This window comes from Pristimantibacillus sp. Z349TD_6, from assembly GCF_056173205.1.
In genome coordinates, this window is sequence record NZ_CM149662.1 from 404,179 (window position 1) to 420,132 (window position 15,954).

Genomic DNA, 15,954 nt, shown 5'->3' on the forward strand with positions numbered 1-15,954 from the left:
TTCATCTACCATGCAGCGGTAACCTAAACCTGATTTTTTGACCATTCTTTTGGCTAGTTCACCAACAATCTCCAGCTTATGGCGGCCTTCTTCACTATCAAACAGTCACAGCCCACGTATGGGCATTTCATCATATTTATTTATAAAAACCTCAATAATCTCAGGAATGTATGAGGAACCGCCTCCAATAATCGCTATTTTCAACCCATTTTTTCTGCTCCGTCATGGTTTGAACTCCTAAATGGTTGTAACACTAAAACATACACATCACTAATCTATATCTGTTTTTTGGTTCACACTCCTATTCAAATCAAAAAGATATTGGCAAGCGCGTGATCTTCATCCCGCTTAGCCTTACTTCTATTGTAAAATAAAAAAAATCGTTCTTCTTATGATAAAGAACGATTTTATAATACTATCTTACTGTATGTAGTTCATGGGGGAGGTTCCAGCCGTATGGACAAACAATGTACTAAATTGAGATGGACCCTCTTAATTTAACTATTAATTTTCCAATTATGGTAATATAAATTCGAAAGGCAATTTAGCTTTTTTGGAGGGATCATTCATGACCGTTCACGAAATTGAATTGGCGCAAGGCTCCCTAATTGGCTCGTTTACAACAGAAGTGACTCCGCTGCTCACGATCGAATCAGGTGATTCCATTCGTTTCCAAACGCTGGATGCTGGATGGGGTACGGGTACAAGCAATCAAGATCGCTATAAACCTTTTTCAAGAAGACAGGATATCGATAGTGGTCATGCTTTAATTGGCCCCTTATTTATTAAAGAAGCAAAAAAAGGAATGACCCTTGAGATTAGATTTAATGATATCATTCCAGGATCATATGGCTTTACAGCAGCAGGCCAATATCCAAATTGGCAAAATCAAAAGCTAAAGCTAACCGAATATAAAGAGATTTCGCTCGATTGGAAATTAGACAAGGAATGGATGAGGGGAACCTGTCTCATTAATGACAAATCGTTTACGGTAGAGCTACAACCCTTTATGGGCGTGATTGGGATGCCCCCTGATAGTCCAGGTATTCATTCCACTTTTCCTCCTCGCGCCTGCGGCGGCAATATCGATTGCAAGGAGCTTGTCAAAGGAAGCACATTATATTTGCCGATCTCTGTAGACGGAGGTTATTTATCCATAGGAGATGGCCACGCTCGTCAAGGCGATGGGGAGATTAGTTGTCAGGCGATTGAGTCTCCAATGGATTTGGTTGACGTAACGATAACGGTGAAGGAAGACATCGTTTTGACGAATCCTAGAGCGAATACACCTTCAGGCTGGATTACGTTTGGCTTTCATGAAGACTTAAATGAAGCCACCGTAGAGGCGCTGGATGGGATGCTTGATCTTATGGGTGAATTATATGGTTTAAACCGAGTGGAAGCGATCGCACTTGGAAGCTCGGTTGTTGACTTAAAGATTACTCAAATTGTAAATGGCATTAAAGGCGTTCACGCTTGCTTGCCGCATGGCGTTTTCAAGTCATCGATATAACTGAGATCAAAAAACAGTTTGGAACATGCAGCTATGTTTCAGATTGTTTTTTTGCTTATGAACGGCAAGTTATATGCACAGCTGCTGCTCCATCACTATTGCACTCCTAAAAGTTAACGTTGACGTTAACTGTCACTGAGAGTATGCTTATTGTAGAAAATTCGGAGGTGCTCGACATTGGATTTGCTAAAAATTGAAGAAGTAGCGAAGCGAACTGGATTAACGAAACGCGCCATTCGGTATTATGAGGATTTTGGCTTAATCTCTGCACCGGAGCGGACGCAAGGCGGTATTCGGTTATATTCAGAGGAAAATATAGAGAAAATTAACAAAATACTGCTCGTAAAAGAGGTGCTCGGCTTCTCGCTTGCAGAGCTTCAGCAGTATATGGAGTTTCAATCGCTCATCGAGCAGCAGAAAAGTGAATATCGTACGAGTGAGGATCGCGAAGCGCGAAAATTGAAGCTTTTCGAAATATCACAGGTGCTCCATAAGGAAAAAACGATGATCGACATGAAAATTAAACGTATGGAGCAGTTTAAAGAAGAACTTACCGAAACAGAGAAGCGGGTACAGAAAGCTTTAGATCAATTACAGGAATAGGAGCATGAATGTGGATACCTCGCAAAAAGCAGCTTCGTCATTTTGGACCATTATGATTGCCGTTTTTTTCGGTAACTTCATGGCCTCTTTGAGTACAACTACGATAAATGTGGCGTTGCCTATCTTTATGGATGATTTCCATGCCAGTTTAAACACGGTGCAATGGATGTTATCCGGTTTTATGATGGCAACAGGTATTATTGCTCCGATTATCGGTTTTATGGGCGATAAGTGGAGCTACAAAAAATTATATGTGATCGCACTAGCCGGTTTTACTTTAACGTCTGCGCTTTGTACCTTCGCTTGGAGTATTGAATCCCTTATTGCGTTTCGGATTTTGCAAGGATTCTTCAGCGGAATTATTATGCCCACTACGATGACAATCATTTACCAGACCATCGAGAAATCAAAACAGGCTGTTGCCGTCAGCTTCTGGAGCGTATCAGCGATGCTTGCTCCTGCGCTTGGGCCGACGATAGGCGGATGGCTTGCTGAAATTTACGGCTGGAAATCATTATTTCTAATGAACATTCCGATTGGCATTATTGCTGTGCTTATTGCCGCCAAGTACATTCCTAATTATCGATTAAGCACGGGGATTAAGCTGGATTGGATCGGATTTGGCGCGGTTCTCATCGGAACAAGCGCGCTGCTGGTCGCATTTAGCGAGGCGCATAATTGGGGCTGGGCAGGATGGCAAACACTCGGAATGATCGCGGCTGGTATAGTCGTGCTTGCTTATTTTGTGGTGCGGACACTGCGAGTCAGCAATCCTTTATTAAATTTGCGAGTACTGAAGATCCCGAGGTTTACTTACGGAGTCATCCTAAACTGCTGTATAACGATTTCCTTATATGCAGGCACGTTACTCGTTCCAATCTTCATGCAAAATATTAAAGGGGAGTCGAGCTTTACTACAGGCATGGTCATGCTTCCAGGTACGCTTGCGATGGTATTAATCTCGCTTGCAGCAGGCAGGCTTTATGGCAAAATAGGACCATCGAAGCTGATCTTCATCGGTCTCCTGCTAATGGGATTAGCTACTTGGGAGCTTAGCCATGCGAATGTGGCGACAAGCGCGGCATTTATTACGGTATGGGTGGCTATTCGTTATATGGGGATTGGCTTCAGCAATATGCCTGTGACGAACGCTGCGATGTCTGCTGTACCAAGCGTGAATTCAGGTCATGCCTCTGCGGTGATGAATTGGATCAGGCAGGGGACATCCGCGCTATCGATTAGTTTGTTCAGCACGATCCTCTCAGCGCAGACGATTGCTCACTTGGAGGACGGTGTATCGTCCAAAACCATTGCGCTGTCGCTTAGCGTTCAGGATGTTTTCCATCTGGGGACGATTATTATTATCTGTTCTATCCCGCTAACACTATTGCTGCGGAAACGAAAGGCAGCTGCAGTACAATAAGAAAGAGCGCCGATTGCGGCGCTCTTTCTTATTTCATGTAAGTTAAAATACATGTGCGCCTTCCAAGGCGACCTTAATTTTGCCGTTAGTCTCCAGCACCTTCACCTTTACTTTGCGGCCAGGCTGATACTGAGGAATATTAACCATATAAATGGCGGTTTTAATGATTGCGCGATAGGGATCTGCATGCTCTCTTGGAATCGTTAATCCGATAAAAACCTCAGGATGACCGTTAATCTCCGTATTGGTTTTTTGTATGGAGCTCACAGTCGCGTCAAAGGATTCGCCATGTTTCAAAATAAATTTAGTTTCCCGAGTATCCTTAAACGATTGCCGAATGACGATGAAGGCAAGCAGGAAAAGCGGCACGGAAATGAGGGTAATGACAACTAAGGTGATACTTTCATTTGTACTCACGAATCACCAACTTTCATGGATCATGAACGGTATAGCTTCATGCTGACTCTAAGCTTTTATAATCCTAGAAGAAGCATAACACAACCAATTCAACATGAAAATATTTCCAAAGCCTTATTAAGGAATAGGTACTTTAGCAGCTGTCAAAGTGGTAAACAGTTTATTTTGTACGATAAAAAAAGGCTGTTTCATGAGGTCATTTGACCTGAAACAGCCTTTCTGCTCCTATTCTAGTAATATTTCTATAGGAATGGCGTCTTTTTTACAAAGCTTTGTGCGAGATGGTCAGCATGTAGATCTTTGTCGTTTTTCTTATAGTTTTCAAGAACGTCGATCAAATAGTCGTCTGCTGGGTTGTTGGAGCGGAAAATAAACTGCTCTTCATTCTCGATATGTACATCATGTCCGCATTGTTTCAGGACTTCTTGATAATCTTGAACAGTTGGTTTTGTGTTTTCTTCTAGGTACATGAGTCCGGTTAGCGTCTTGGTTGCCGAGCCATGCATAATTTTGAAATGAACGGTATGTTCTTTTTTCATACCCATTCCCTCCTAAGTGTAGAAACGATGTGTTGTTATTATTATAATATGCTCCAAAAGGCATAGGAAAGCATGTCATTTGTGAAAGCTTCATGAAAGTATCGTTATGTTGAGTCGTTCGGGCTGCATTTATATGTGTAAAAAGCTGCATCGTCCTTGGACGGCGCAGCTTTTTGATATCATGCCATTTTTGGCGAAATACTTACTTATACTTGTGCTACTTTGATAAGATTGGTTGCCCCGGCTTGGCCGATTGGCACGCCAGCGGAAAGCACGATAATATCGCCTGTATCAATAAGCCCAGTCAGCTTGGCATTGCGGATAGCGGACTCGAACATTTCGTCTGTTGTTGTTACTGCATCGCCTTTAACCGGAATAACGCCGGAGAGCAAGCAAATTTTTGGAAGCACATGATCATGCTGCGTAATTGCGATAATTGGTGACATCGGACGGTACTTGGATACCATGCGAGCTGTAAAGCCGCTTTCCGTTGAAGTAAGGATTGCTTTGGCGCTCAGCTCAAGCGAGGAGCTAACGACACCTTGGCTAATTACCTCCGTAATGTTCGTGCTTTGCTGTGATCTCTTTTTATCGAATTGCTCTTTATAATCGATCATGGATTCGGCTTTTCTAGCGATGGAAGCCATTGTCCGTACGGATGGGATGGGGTATTTTCCAGCAGCTGTCTCGCCGGAGAGCATCACGACGTCAGCGCCTTGAATAACCGCATTGGCTACGTCGCTTACTTCAGCCCGAGTTGGACGCGGGTTAACCTGCATCGATTCGAGCATATGTGTAGCAACGATAACCGGTTTGCCTACAAGATTACATTTGTTAATCATCTCACGCTGCATCATCGGCACGTCTTCGATCGGTACCTCTACGCCTAGATCACCACGCGCAACCATAATGCCATCGGATGCTTCAATAATTGCATCAAGGTTTTGCATGCCCTCAGCGTTTTCGATTTTTGAAATGATTTGTACATGGCTTGCATTTGCTTCTTCAAGAATGTTGCGGATTTCCAAGATGTCCTCTGCTTTTCTTACGAAGGAAGCAGCAATGATCTCAACATTATGTTTGATGCCAAAATGAATATGAACCACATCGCGCTCCGTTACGCCTGGCAGCGTCGTTTTGATGCCTGGCAGGTTAACGCCTTTGCGAGGTTTCAATATGCCGCCGCTCACGATTTTGCAACGAATATCGTTACCTTCAACCGACATTACCGTCAGATCTACAAGTCCATCATCTATGAGAATCCGGTCTCCTGTTTTTACAACAAGTGGAAGCTCGGAATAGTTTACAGGAAGACGAGTTGCATCGCCGAGTACATCCTCCGTCGTGAGAATCAATTCTTCACCGATAACCAGCTCGCAGGATGCTTCCTTCAGCTTGCCGATCCGCACCTCAGGACCTTTAATATCCATCATAATGGGAACAAAAGTGTTCAGCTCGCGTGCAGCCTGCCGTATATTGTTCATTCGCATAACGTGATCTTCTAATTCGCCGTGAGCCATATTCAGTCTACCAACGGTCATCCCTGCTTGGATCATTTCTTTAATCGTCGAAACGGAGTCGCAAGCGGGCCCCATTGTACAAATAATTTTTGTTTTTAGCATGTTGTAGGCCTCCTTATTTTTTTCATTGTAACGTGAAAAGTCGAAAGGAGATAAGAACTATAGTACAATGAATGTACAATAGTACGGTTCTAAGGAGCGTTCATTATGCTGGCAATTATGGATGTGCATCAGGACAACGGGGCGGATTGGTACGAGGAAGGTGAGGGGCGCATGTTATCCTTTCATCTCTCGTTAGTGACTTATGGGAAATGTGTATATTGGGTGAACGAGGAGAAGGTGATTTTGGAAAAAGGAGATTTGCTCCTTATACCGGGACATATTCCATACTATGGGAAAAGCATTCCAACGGTCGTCCACACGAAGTATGTGGTCAATTTTTGCAAAATCGCTACCGAGTGCAGCCTTCCTCTGCTTCAGCTGGAAGAGCCGTTAAAGCAACGGCTCGGGCGCTTTGAAGTGATACAGGAGAGGCTGCGGGGAGTATGGACACAATACAAGGAGAAACCGCCTTACTATGAACTTATGGCAGAGGCGCTGCTTACGGAAGCGCTGGTCTATCTCAATCAAGAGAAGGATCGCGGAATGATTTCCTCGGAGAAGCATCGGCGTGTGGACAGCATGAAGCAATATATTTCGACGCATTATCGCGAGAGGGTGACGAAGGAGGAGCTGGGGGATGTCATTAATACGACACCGAATTATGCGGCTACTTTGTTTAAGGCGGTTACGAACCAGACGATCAGCGAATATGTACACAATCAGCGGATGAAAACGGCGATCTACATGCTGACCGAATCGCAGCTGATGATTAGTGAAATCGCCGACTATTTAGGTTATAACGATGTTTCGTATTTTTACCGCATATTCAAGCGCATTGTTGGCAGCTCTCCATCTGATTTCCTGCATGAGCGCTCTTCAACCGTTTAATGGAAGATCTATATGAGTTCATTGATTTTTATCAAATTTAAAAAACTTCACTGACGGAGAATGTCAGTGAAGTTTTTTTATAATAGGGGTATTCAGATATTACAAAAGGAGTGTTTATTATGCAGACAAAAAAAGTATATCTTTATGTTTTTGATACGATGGCAGATTGGGAAGTAGGTTATTTAACTGCTGAACTTAACTCGGGGAGGTATTTTAAAAAAGAGGCAGCACCTTTAGAAGTTATTACAGTCGGCGTGGATAAAAATCCTGCTACTACAATGGGCGGATTGAAAATATTGCCTGCTATTTCTGTTGAAGAGTGTAGTTTGGAAAGTACGGATGTTCTCGTTCTTCCAGGCGGAGATACTTGGATGGAACCCATTCACGAGTCTATATTGAAAAAAGCTTCAAAAGCATTAGAAGAAGGAAAAGTAGTTGCAGCGATTTGTGGCGCTACAATGGGACTTGCAAAGATGGGAGCGCTCGACTTAAGAAGACATACAAGCAACGATCTTGAATATTTGAAAATGATTTGTCCTAATTATACGGGAGAAAAATATTATGAAACGGAGCCTGCAGTAACAGATGGAAACTTAGTTACTGCATCTGGTATAGCCCCGCTGGAGTTCACGATGCATGTACTGCAGCTGTTGGATGTTTTTGCGCCAAATATATTACAGGCTTGGTTCAAGCTTTATCAGACTCATGAATCAAAATATTTCTTCGAATTAATGGATTCCGTATCGTAATGAATTCCGGCGCCGCCGGTTCAGAAATACCAAAGACAACGCAATGACCGTGAGAGTAATTCCAAGCACGTGAAATCCCTCGAAGCTGAACGTATCGCCCATAACGATACCTATCAGCAATGAGGAGAGGATGGTTCCAAAGTATCTGGATGTATTAAATAATCCGGATGCTACACCGATTATTTCTTTTGGAGAGCTTTGGAACAAGGATGCTTGCATCCCTACATTGTTCAGCCCGTTGCTAATACCGAATGCAGCCAAAGCCAAACATACGCTAATAACCGGTGAATTTTGATTCAATGTGACGAGCCACACTGACCCAAGTGTCATCAGAATGGCAGATACCAGCAATGCTGGTCTTGGTCCTGATTTATCGATCCATCGTCCTGCGATTGGAGAAGTAACTAGCGAGCATAAGCCTAAGCTTAGCATAAGAATTCCGGTTTGGAACTCACTGACATGGCGTACCATTTGCAAGTAGGATGGTAGCCCAAAAAAGAGCGAGTAATATAGTACGTTAACGAGCATGAATTCTACATTAACCCAAGTCATCGCAGGATATTTGGCGAATGTGCGTAGTGGAATAAAGGGTGACGCCGCTTTTAACTCATGTCGTACAAATGCCCCGAGCGCAGCAAGGCCGATCAGCAAGAAAATAACATTTCCGAATGAGAGATGTCCAGATGATTTGGCTGAGAGCAATGAAGCGAGCAGGGTAACCAGACCTACTGTAAAGAGCAGGATTCCTGGCGCATCTATCAAGTCAAACCACATACGAAAAGACATGCCCTTTGGAGTGTGCATTCGAGGTTCATCCTTAGGAATAGTTCTCCAAGCTAATAGAAAGCTAGCCACTGCAAATGGAATATTGACAAAAAAGATAGCCGTCCAATCCCACGAATGAATCAAGACCCCGCCAATAAAGGGGCCAATGGCTGCCGCTCCGGATAGAAAGATGGACAAAACAGACAGCGCAGTCGCTTGTTTCTCCGTAATATGAATGCGCACAATGGCCATTCCAACGGCAACCATCATGCTTGTTCCAATGGCTTGCACAATGCGGAACACAATGAGCCATCCAAAGTTTGGTGACAGCGGAGCTAGTAATGATGCAACGAAGGCTACAATAAGGCCGGCAAGAAAGATCTTCCTGCGCCCGAATAAATCGCTGGCCTTTCCCATAATAGGCTGAGCGATGCTGCTTGCAATGTAAAAGGAAAAAATAATCCAAGAAACACTTGTAAAATCAAGTTGGAATACATGCTGTAGACGTGGAATAGCAACTGAAACCATCGAAGAATTTAATGGGTTCAATAGTATCCCTAGACCAACGGAGATCATTAACCACCTGCTGCGAACACTCATTTTTGAATCGCCCCCAAATCGTATTAATGTCATCGTACGTGAAATTATGTATTCATTCCAACGCATTTGATGCTATAATTTCATTGACTTGAGGGAATGAATGGGGGCGCAAAATGGAACTTCTTCAACTGCAATATTTTCTCACGGTAGCTCGTTTGGAGCATATGACCGAAGCTGCACGCAATCTGCACGTTACTCAGTCTTCACTAAGCAAGACGATTGGGCGCTTGGAGGAGGATTTAGGGGTTCCCTTATTCGATCGAATAGGGAGAAATTTGCGATTGAATGAGTATGGCAGCCTATTCCTCCGCCGTGCAGAAAGGGCATTGTTTGAATTGGAGCAGGGGAAGCAGGAGCTTAGCGATTTATCCAGCCCGGAACATAGCACGCTCAAATTAGCAGTGACCACTGCAAGTAAATTGCCCAATATCCTTCGTGAGTTTCGGAAAAAACGTCCTGATATTCAATTTCATGTGCAAATGCTTGCCACACAGGAAATGGTTACGCTTCTGGATAGAGGAGAAGTGGATTTTTGCTTGTCCTCACCTCCTATAGAAGGAGATGAGATCGAATGTCAAATCGTGTTTATCGACCCGATCCTTGTAGCTGTTCCAAAGGGGCATCGGCTGGCAAATCGAAGCAGCGTATCTTTGGCAGAGCTAAGGGATGAATGGTTTGTTGGAGTGAAAAGAGGCTACGGTACGCGCGATTTAGTTGACTCTTTATGCGAATCGATTGGATTTGTACCAAAATATGTGTATGAGGGGGATGAACCTGCAAGGCTTAGCATGCTTGTGGAGGCTGAAATAGGTATAGCCTTCATACCCAGCACGGCAAGGAATTCGCGGGAACAAATCCATTATCTCCAAATAGAGAATCACGAATTAGTACGGGAAATAGCGCTATTATGGCATAGAAATCGGTATATTTCGCGAGCTGCTCTGGAATTTCGTGAGGTCGTTGCAGCGTATTTTGAAGCGTTATCCAAACAAAGCATTTAAGCACGCTCTACCACTAATTCATCATAAAAGGCTGCCGGCGACGGCAGCCTCCTTGAATTGCATGATCTGGCTTTTCCAAGCTAATCAGAAATATTTCGGGTATAGTATTCGATGATATCTTTGCGGCGAATAATACCAAGAAAGACGCGATCGGTGTCTACGACGGGAACGAAGTTCTGATCGGCCGCCAGCGCCAGCATATCGTCCAAATCGGCGTTGATCGCGACACATTCGACTTTCATCCGTTTTTTGATGGAGACGACAGGAATTTCGTGCATCGTATCGAAAGTGAGGCCAGGAGTGGCTTTCAACTTCCATAACAAATCCCCTTCGGAAAGAGTTCCGAAATATAAGCCATTGTCGTCCAAGATCGGAATGGCGGTATAGTGGCTAGCCTCTAATTTATCTATGGCTTCTTTCATATTAGAGGATGTCATGAGGTAAGAGACCTCGTTTTTTGGAAATAGAAACGATTTGATGTCCATTGAATCACGCTCCTTTGGTATATTAAAGCATATTTTGTCCGATGGTGCATGTGGAAGTGACTGGGCACGTCTAAAATAATCGAATAAAAATGCTAAAAATTATGCTTATTTCCATGAATACTTGGCTGCAGTTGACTTATTGGAATATTCGAATTACAATTTACCCATAAATAGGCTTTGACCAAAGACATGATTACCTTATACGAGCTGTCCAGAGAGAGAAGCTAAGGCTGAGAGCTTCTCCAGCAACCGAATGTGTAATTACCCCTTTGCAGCCGTGTTATTGAACCCGCTGTTTCCATAAAGCGATTGTAAATAACACCGATTCATCCTCGTTACCGGGTGCTCAATAAGGATCTTGCTGTAACTTTAAGTCTGGCGAATAGCCAGTCATATAAAGCAGCAGATCGAATGAGGGTGGAACCACGAGCTGAACGCACTCGTCCCTTGGTGGGAGAGATGTGTTTTTTTTGCGTTCAACTACATTCGATCGGAGGCTGCATGATGAGTATTGCAATTACATTACCGGATGGAACAGTTAAGGAGTATCCACGGGGGACAACCGCCGCGCAATTGGCGGAATCAATCAGTACTGGACTTGGCAAAAACGCAGTCGCGGGAAAAGTCGATGGCAGGCTTGTCGATCTGAACGAGCCCATTCAAGCAAGCAGCAGCGTTGAAATTATAACGCTTGATGGTGCTGATGGTTTAGCGATTTACCGTCACAGTACAGCGCATGTGATGGCACAAGCCATAAAGCGTATCTATGGGGAAAAGGCCGTGAAGCTCGGGATTGGTCCTGTTATTGAGGATGGCTTCTACTATGACATTGATATCGAGAAGCCGTTGTCTACAGATGATCTTGCTGCGATAGAAGCAGAGATGAGCAAGGTTATTCAAGAAAACCTGCCGATTACGCGCCGTGAAGTGAGTCGCGAGGAAGCGACAGCTTTATTCGCACAGGAGGAAGAGCCGCTCAAGCTGGAGTTAATTCGTGATTTGCCGGACGATTCCATTATTTCGCTGTATGAGCAAGGCGAGTTTGTTGACCTTTGCCGCGGTCCTCATTTACCTTCCACAGGACGCATCAAGGCGTTCAAGCTGCTAAATGTAGCAGGCGCTTACTGGCGTGGCAATTCGGACAACAAAATGCTGCAGCGCATATATGGCACGTCCTTCCCGAAAAAAGCGCAGCTTGATGAGCATTTGCACCTGCTGGAGGAAGCGAAGAAGCGTGATCACCGCAAGCTTGGCAAGGAATTGGAGCTGTTCATGTTCTCAGAAGAGGCGCCGGGCATGCCGTTCTACCTGCCGAATGGCATGACGATTCGTACGGAGCTGGAGAGCCTGATTCGCGAGAAGCAGCGGCAGCGGGATTATGAGGAAGTTCGCACGCCATTTATGATGAACCAGCGGATGTGGGAGCAATCGGGTCACTGGGATCATTATAAGGACAATATGTATTTTACAAATGTGGATGATACGGCTTATGCGCTTAAACCGATGAACTGCCCGGGGCATATGCTGATTTTCAAAAACAGTCTGCACTCGTACAGAGAGCTGCCGATTCGGATGTCGGAATTTGGTCAGGTTCATCGCCATGAGTACTCGGGTGCTCTGAACGGCATGATGCGGGTGCGTACGTTTTGTCAGGATGATGCTCATATATTCGTGCGGCCTGATCAGATTGAAGCAGAGATCAGCCATGCGATCGCATTGATCGACCATATCTACGGGGTATTCGGTTTTGATTTCAAAATTGAGCTGTCGACTAGACCTGAGGACTCAATGGGTTCTGAGGAGCTCTGGGATCAAGCGGAGCAATCGCTGCGCAGCGTACTGGACAGCCGCAATATTCAATATCGCGTAAATGAGGGCGACGGTGCATTTTATGGGCCGAAAATCGACTTTCATATCCTCGATGCATTGAAGCGGAGCTGGCAATGCGGCACGATTCAGCTTGATTTCCAGATGCCTGAGAAATTTGATTTGTCCTATATTGGCGAAGACAACCAGAAGCATCGCCCTGTCGTTATTCATCGTGCGGTATATGGATCGATTGATCGTTTTATCGGTATATTGACAGAGCATTATTCAGGAGCATTCCCATTATGGCTCGCACCAGTACAGGTTAAGCTGCTGCCTGTCTCGGAGAAATATATCGATTATGCCTTGCAGGTGAAGGAAGCACTCGCTGAAGCGGGCATTCGCACTAAAGTGGATACACGGAATGAGAAGCTGGGTTATAAAATTCGCGAGGCTGGCCTTGAAAAGGTGCCTTATACATTTGTGCTTGGTGAGAGTGAGAAAAACGCGGGCAGCGTTGCCATCAGGAAAAGAGGCGAAGGTGATCTCGGATCACTAGCGATTGCTGAGGCTGTGCAGCGGATTAAGGATGAGGTGCTGGCTAAATCGTAAGATGGGTAGCGCGGCTGCAGCGTGGTGCAATAACCGAGCGGCAGCCGTTCCACGTTGGAATTGGTCATCCATGGAAGAGCTAGCGCTTGAATGACAAATAAAATCGTTGACAGAAGCAATAAATATAATCTATAGTAAGCTCATCGGAATTATAAGATATTGAGCTGATTAGACGACTAAAAGCTCTTATTTCACGGAACGGCGCAAGCAGCCGGCATCGTGGAATAAGAGCTTTTCTGTTTTTCTAGACATGTAATCAGCTTGAAAAACAAATAGGAAGCAGGGGAGATCATATGAAACAAAAGCTCGTATTGATTATGCTGACACTGGTATTAACCGCTGTGCTTGCCGCGTGCGGCAACAAATCAGAATTGAGTGGTGCAGAGGGAGAAGGAGAGAAAGCAAAGCTTAAGGTAGGCATTTCGGCAGGCGTTGAGGAAGAGATTTGGAAGCAGGTGCAGGAAGTTGCGGCAAAGGATAACCTCGATATTGAGCTTGTTGTATTCAATGACTATGTACAGCCGAATAAAGTGCTGGCGGAAGGCGAGCTTGATGCCAATGCATTCCAGCATGAGCCGTATCTCGATCAATTCAAGAAGGATAACAACCTTGATTTGGTGAAGATCGCGAACACGCTTAATTTTCCAATCGGCTTCTACTCCAAAAAAATCAAAGACGTTTCTGAAATAAAGGAAGGCGATGTTATCGGCCTGCCTAATGATCCGACAAATGGCGCGCGCGCGTTGATTCTATTTGAAAATGCTGGACTGATCAAGTTAAAAGAAGGCGTTGGCATTAAAGCGACTGTTCGCGACATCGCAGAAAACAAGCTCAAATTGAAATTTGAGGAGCTGGATGCAGCATTCATTCCGAAAGCGCTTGGCGATCTGACGGCGGCAGTAATCAACACTAACTATGCGGTAGAAGCGGGTTTTGTGCCAACGAAGGATGCCATTTTTATTGAGCCAAAGGATTCTCCTTGGGTAAATATTATTGCAGTAAGAACCGAGGACAAGGATAAGCCGGTATTCCAAAGATTGATTAAGGCTTATCATTCCGACCAAGTTAAGAAATTCGTAGAAGAAAAATACGGCACGTACATTGTCGCATCTTGGTAACTCGAAAATAGACCTTGGTCTCTTCTTAGATGAAGAGACCTTTTTAACATTTTAGCAGAGGCGGGGTTGTACAGTGATCTGGATCGAAAATGTCAGCAAAACGTATCAACAGGGCAAACAGAACATCCATGCAATTAAGGACGCGAATCTGCATATTCGTAAAGGGGAAATATTCGGCATTATCGGCTACAGCGGAGCAGGCAAAAGCACGCTTCTGCGCTGCATCAACTATTTGGAGCGGCCGACTGCTGGCAGTATACGTATAAACAACACGGATCTGGCATCGCTTAGCGAGCAGGAACTGCGCATTATGCGGCGGAAAATCGGGATGATTTTTCAAAACTTCAACTTGCTTATGTCGAGTACCGTCTATGAGAATATAGCCTCCCCGCTCGTGCTTGCAGGTGTCCCCAAAAAACAAATTGAAGCAAGGGTAAACGAGCTCCTGAAGCTTGTGGATCTAGCGGATAAACGAGACAGCTACCCCGCTCAATTGTCTGGAGGACAGAAGCAGCGTGTAGCGATTGCAAGGGCGCTTGCCAACGAGCCTGAAATCTTGTTATGCGATGAAGCGACATCGGCACTTGATCCGCAGACGACCGATTCGATCTTGCATTTGCTGCTCGACATTCATCGTTCCTATGGAATTACGATTGTGCTTATCACCCATGAGATGTATGTGTTGAAAAAGATATGTGATCGAGCAGCCGTAATGGAGAACGGTATCATTGTAGAGCAGGGCTCTATTTTGGAGCTGTTTACGAAACCGCAAACGGATACGACCAAAAAATTTACGAAAAGCGTGTTTGATGCGGATTTGCCGCAGGAGCTGCTTAACAAAGCCAACCACCCCGCAGAGCCAAAACATCTGCTTCGCATCTCCTTCATTGGGGAAACGGTAAGCGAGCCTATACTCGCAGATTTGACGCTGCGCTATCAGCTTCGGCCAAGCATTTTGTACGGGAATATAACGAAAATTAAAGATACCGTGTTTGGTTTTCTCTTAATTAGTCTGCCGGGCGAATCGACTGCCATAGAAGAAGGAATTGCATACATGGTACAAAACGGAATGCAGGTGGAGGTGCTTAAGCATGCTGGATAGCTTCTTCAGAAGCCTCGCCGAGAACCATGATCTATACACAGAAGCGCTAGGGGAAACGGCGGCGATGGTTGTCTATTCCTTGTTTTTCTCCACTATTATTGGCTTGTTTCTGGGCATTTGCCTAGTCGTGCTGCGCCCAAATCATATTTATGAGAACAAGGTGCTTTACCATCTGTTAAACGCAGTCATCAATGTGCTGCGGTCTGTCCCGTTCATCATTATTTTAATAGCGATCATTCCCATTACGAAATGGATTGTGCATACGACAATCGGGGTGAAAGGAGCAATCGTTCCGCTTGTCTTTTATACTGCGCCTTATATTGCGAGGCTTATTGAATCGGCTTTGCTGGAGGTGAATCCCGGTGTTATTGAAGCATTTCAAGCGATGGGAGCCTCGCGCCGGCAAATCATTTGGCGGGTTATTTTGAAGGAAGCAAGACCTGGGATCGTGCTTGGTTTAACCATCGCAACGATTGGATTAATCGGCGCAACAGCGATGGCGGGTGTACTTGGCGCAGGCGGTTTAGGCGATGTGGCGATTAGGTACGGCTACCAGCGCTGGGAGCCCGACGTGATGTACGTTTGTGTCATTATTCTTATTTTACTCGTACAGCTGATGCAGTCGGCGGGCAACCGCATATCGAAGAAGCTGCGCAAGCACTAGTTGAAACGTTATATCGGCCTGCCCACCTTCTGCGAATGAACTCCTGA

Annotated in this window: 15 protein-coding genes and 1 pseudogene; 10 read left to right on the plus strand and 6 right to left on the minus strand. The window is 44.9% G+C overall.

The window, feature by feature from the left end:
- Positions 1–24: 24 nt before the first annotated feature.
- Positions 25–204, minus strand: a pseudogene (locus AC0VYE_RS01850) (family 4 glycosyl hydrolase); the annotation flags it as partial.
- A gap of 364 nt (positions 205–568) precedes the next feature.
- On the opposite strand from AC0VYE_RS01850, the gene AC0VYE_RS01855 reads away from it, so the two are divergent.
- From AC0VYE_RS01855 to AC0VYE_RS01865, 3 genes are all read left to right on the plus strand, one after another.
- Entirely contained in the window at positions 569–1,513 is a 945-nt protein-coding gene (locus AC0VYE_RS01855; RefSeq protein ID WP_475445672.1) for an acetamidase/formamidase family protein, read from the plus strand.
- Between the two features lie 177 nt (positions 1,514–1,690).
- Positions 1,691–2,116 (plus strand): MerR family transcriptional regulator, encoded by a 426-nt coding sequence (locus tag AC0VYE_RS01860; protein WP_339206240.1) that lies wholly within the window; start codon positions 1,691–1,693, stop codon positions 2,114–2,116.
- A 4-nt stretch (positions 2,117–2,120) separates the two neighbouring features.
- On the plus strand, positions 2,121–3,539 hold the full coding sequence (locus AC0VYE_RS01865) for an MDR family MFS transporter (RefSeq protein ID WP_475445675.1): 1,419 nt from the start codon (positions 2,121–2,123) through the stop codon (positions 3,537–3,539).
- A 42-nt stretch (positions 3,540–3,581) separates the two neighbouring features.
- Here the strand turns inward: AC0VYE_RS01865 and AC0VYE_RS01870 are convergent, their stop codons facing one another.
- The 3 genes from AC0VYE_RS01870 to pyk all read right to left on the minus strand — a co-directional run bounded on the left by AC0VYE_RS01870 (position 3,582) and on the right by pyk (position 6,117).
- Entirely contained in the window at positions 3,582–3,956 is a 375-nt protein-coding gene (locus tag AC0VYE_RS01870) for a hypothetical protein (RefSeq protein ID WP_076268564.1), read from the minus strand.
- 242 nt (positions 3,957–4,198) lie between these two features.
- On the minus strand, positions 4,199–4,495 hold the full coding sequence (locus AC0VYE_RS01875) for a hypothetical protein (protein WP_076268563.1): 297 nt from the start codon (positions 4,493–4,495) through the stop codon (positions 4,199–4,201).
- A 206-nt stretch (positions 4,496–4,701) separates the two neighbouring features.
- The gene (gene pyk / locus AC0VYE_RS01880) at positions 4,702–6,117 is read right to left on the minus strand and encodes a pyruvate kinase (RefSeq protein ID WP_076268562.1); all 1,416 of its coding nucleotides are present in this window, start codon (positions 6,115–6,117) and stop codon (positions 4,702–4,704) included.
- Positions 6,118–6,222: 105 nt separating this feature from the next.
- On the opposite strand from pyk, the gene AC0VYE_RS01885 reads away from it, so the two are divergent.
- Entirely contained in the window at positions 6,223–7,005 is a 783-nt protein-coding gene (locus AC0VYE_RS01885) for an AraC family transcriptional regulator (protein WP_076268561.1), read from the plus strand.
- Positions 7,006–7,124: 119 nt separating this feature from the next.
- Positions 7,125–7,754, plus strand: a complete 630-nt coding sequence (locus AC0VYE_RS01890) for a type 1 glutamine amidotransferase family protein (protein ID WP_475445678.1) — start codon at positions 7,125–7,127, stop codon at positions 7,752–7,754.
- Here AC0VYE_RS01890 and AC0VYE_RS01895 read toward each other — a convergent pair.
- Positions 7,734–9,119 carry an MFS transporter gene (locus AC0VYE_RS01895; RefSeq protein ID WP_475445679.1) on the minus strand — a complete coding sequence of 462 codons (1,386 nt, stop codon included), beginning with the start codon at positions 9,117–9,119 and terminating at the stop codon, positions 7,734–7,736. The genes AC0VYE_RS01890 and AC0VYE_RS01895 overlap by 21 nt on opposite strands.
- A 113-nt stretch (positions 9,120–9,232) precedes the next feature.
- Here AC0VYE_RS01895 and AC0VYE_RS01900 point away from each other — a divergent pair, with 113 nt between their 5' ends.
- Complete coding sequence (locus AC0VYE_RS01900) at positions 9,233–10,120, plus strand: LysR family transcriptional regulator (RefSeq protein ID WP_475445681.1); 888 nt, start codon at positions 9,233–9,235, stop codon at positions 10,118–10,120.
- A gap of 80 nt (positions 10,121–10,200) precedes the next feature.
- On the opposite strand, the gene AC0VYE_RS01905 is transcribed toward AC0VYE_RS01900, so the two are convergent.
- Positions 10,201–10,605, minus strand: coding sequence for a CBS domain-containing protein (locus tag AC0VYE_RS01905; protein ID WP_076268557.1), 405 nt, complete (start codon positions 10,603–10,605; stop codon positions 10,201–10,203).
- Between the two features lie 504 nt (positions 10,606–11,109).
- On the opposite strand from AC0VYE_RS01905, the gene thrS reads away from it, so the two are divergent.
- The 4 genes from thrS to AC0VYE_RS01925 all read left to right on the plus strand — a co-directional run bounded on the left by thrS (position 11,110) and on the right by AC0VYE_RS01925 (position 15,907).
- Positions 11,110–13,023 carry a threonine--tRNA ligase gene (gene thrS / locus AC0VYE_RS01910; RefSeq protein ID WP_475449389.1) on the plus strand — a complete coding sequence of 638 codons (1,914 nt, stop codon included), beginning with the start codon at positions 11,110–11,112 and terminating at the stop codon, positions 13,021–13,023.
- 293 nt (positions 13,024–13,316) lie between these two features.
- Positions 13,317–14,141, plus strand: coding sequence for a MetQ/NlpA family ABC transporter substrate-binding protein (locus AC0VYE_RS01915; RefSeq protein ID WP_076268555.1), 825 nt, complete (start codon positions 13,317–13,319; stop codon positions 14,139–14,141).
- Positions 14,142–14,214: 73 nt separating this feature from the next.
- Positions 14,215–15,243: a methionine ABC transporter ATP-binding protein gene (locus tag AC0VYE_RS01920; protein WP_475445683.1), complete on the plus strand. Its 1,029-nt coding sequence runs from the start codon at positions 14,215–14,217 to the stop codon at positions 15,241–15,243.
- A complete protein-coding gene (locus AC0VYE_RS01925) occupies positions 15,233–15,907 on the plus strand; it encodes a methionine ABC transporter permease (protein WP_076268553.1) in 675 nt (224 codons plus the stop codon). Before AC0VYE_RS01920 ends, AC0VYE_RS01925 begins: the two co-directional genes overlap by 11 nt.
- Positions 15,908–15,954: the final 47 nt, after the last annotated feature.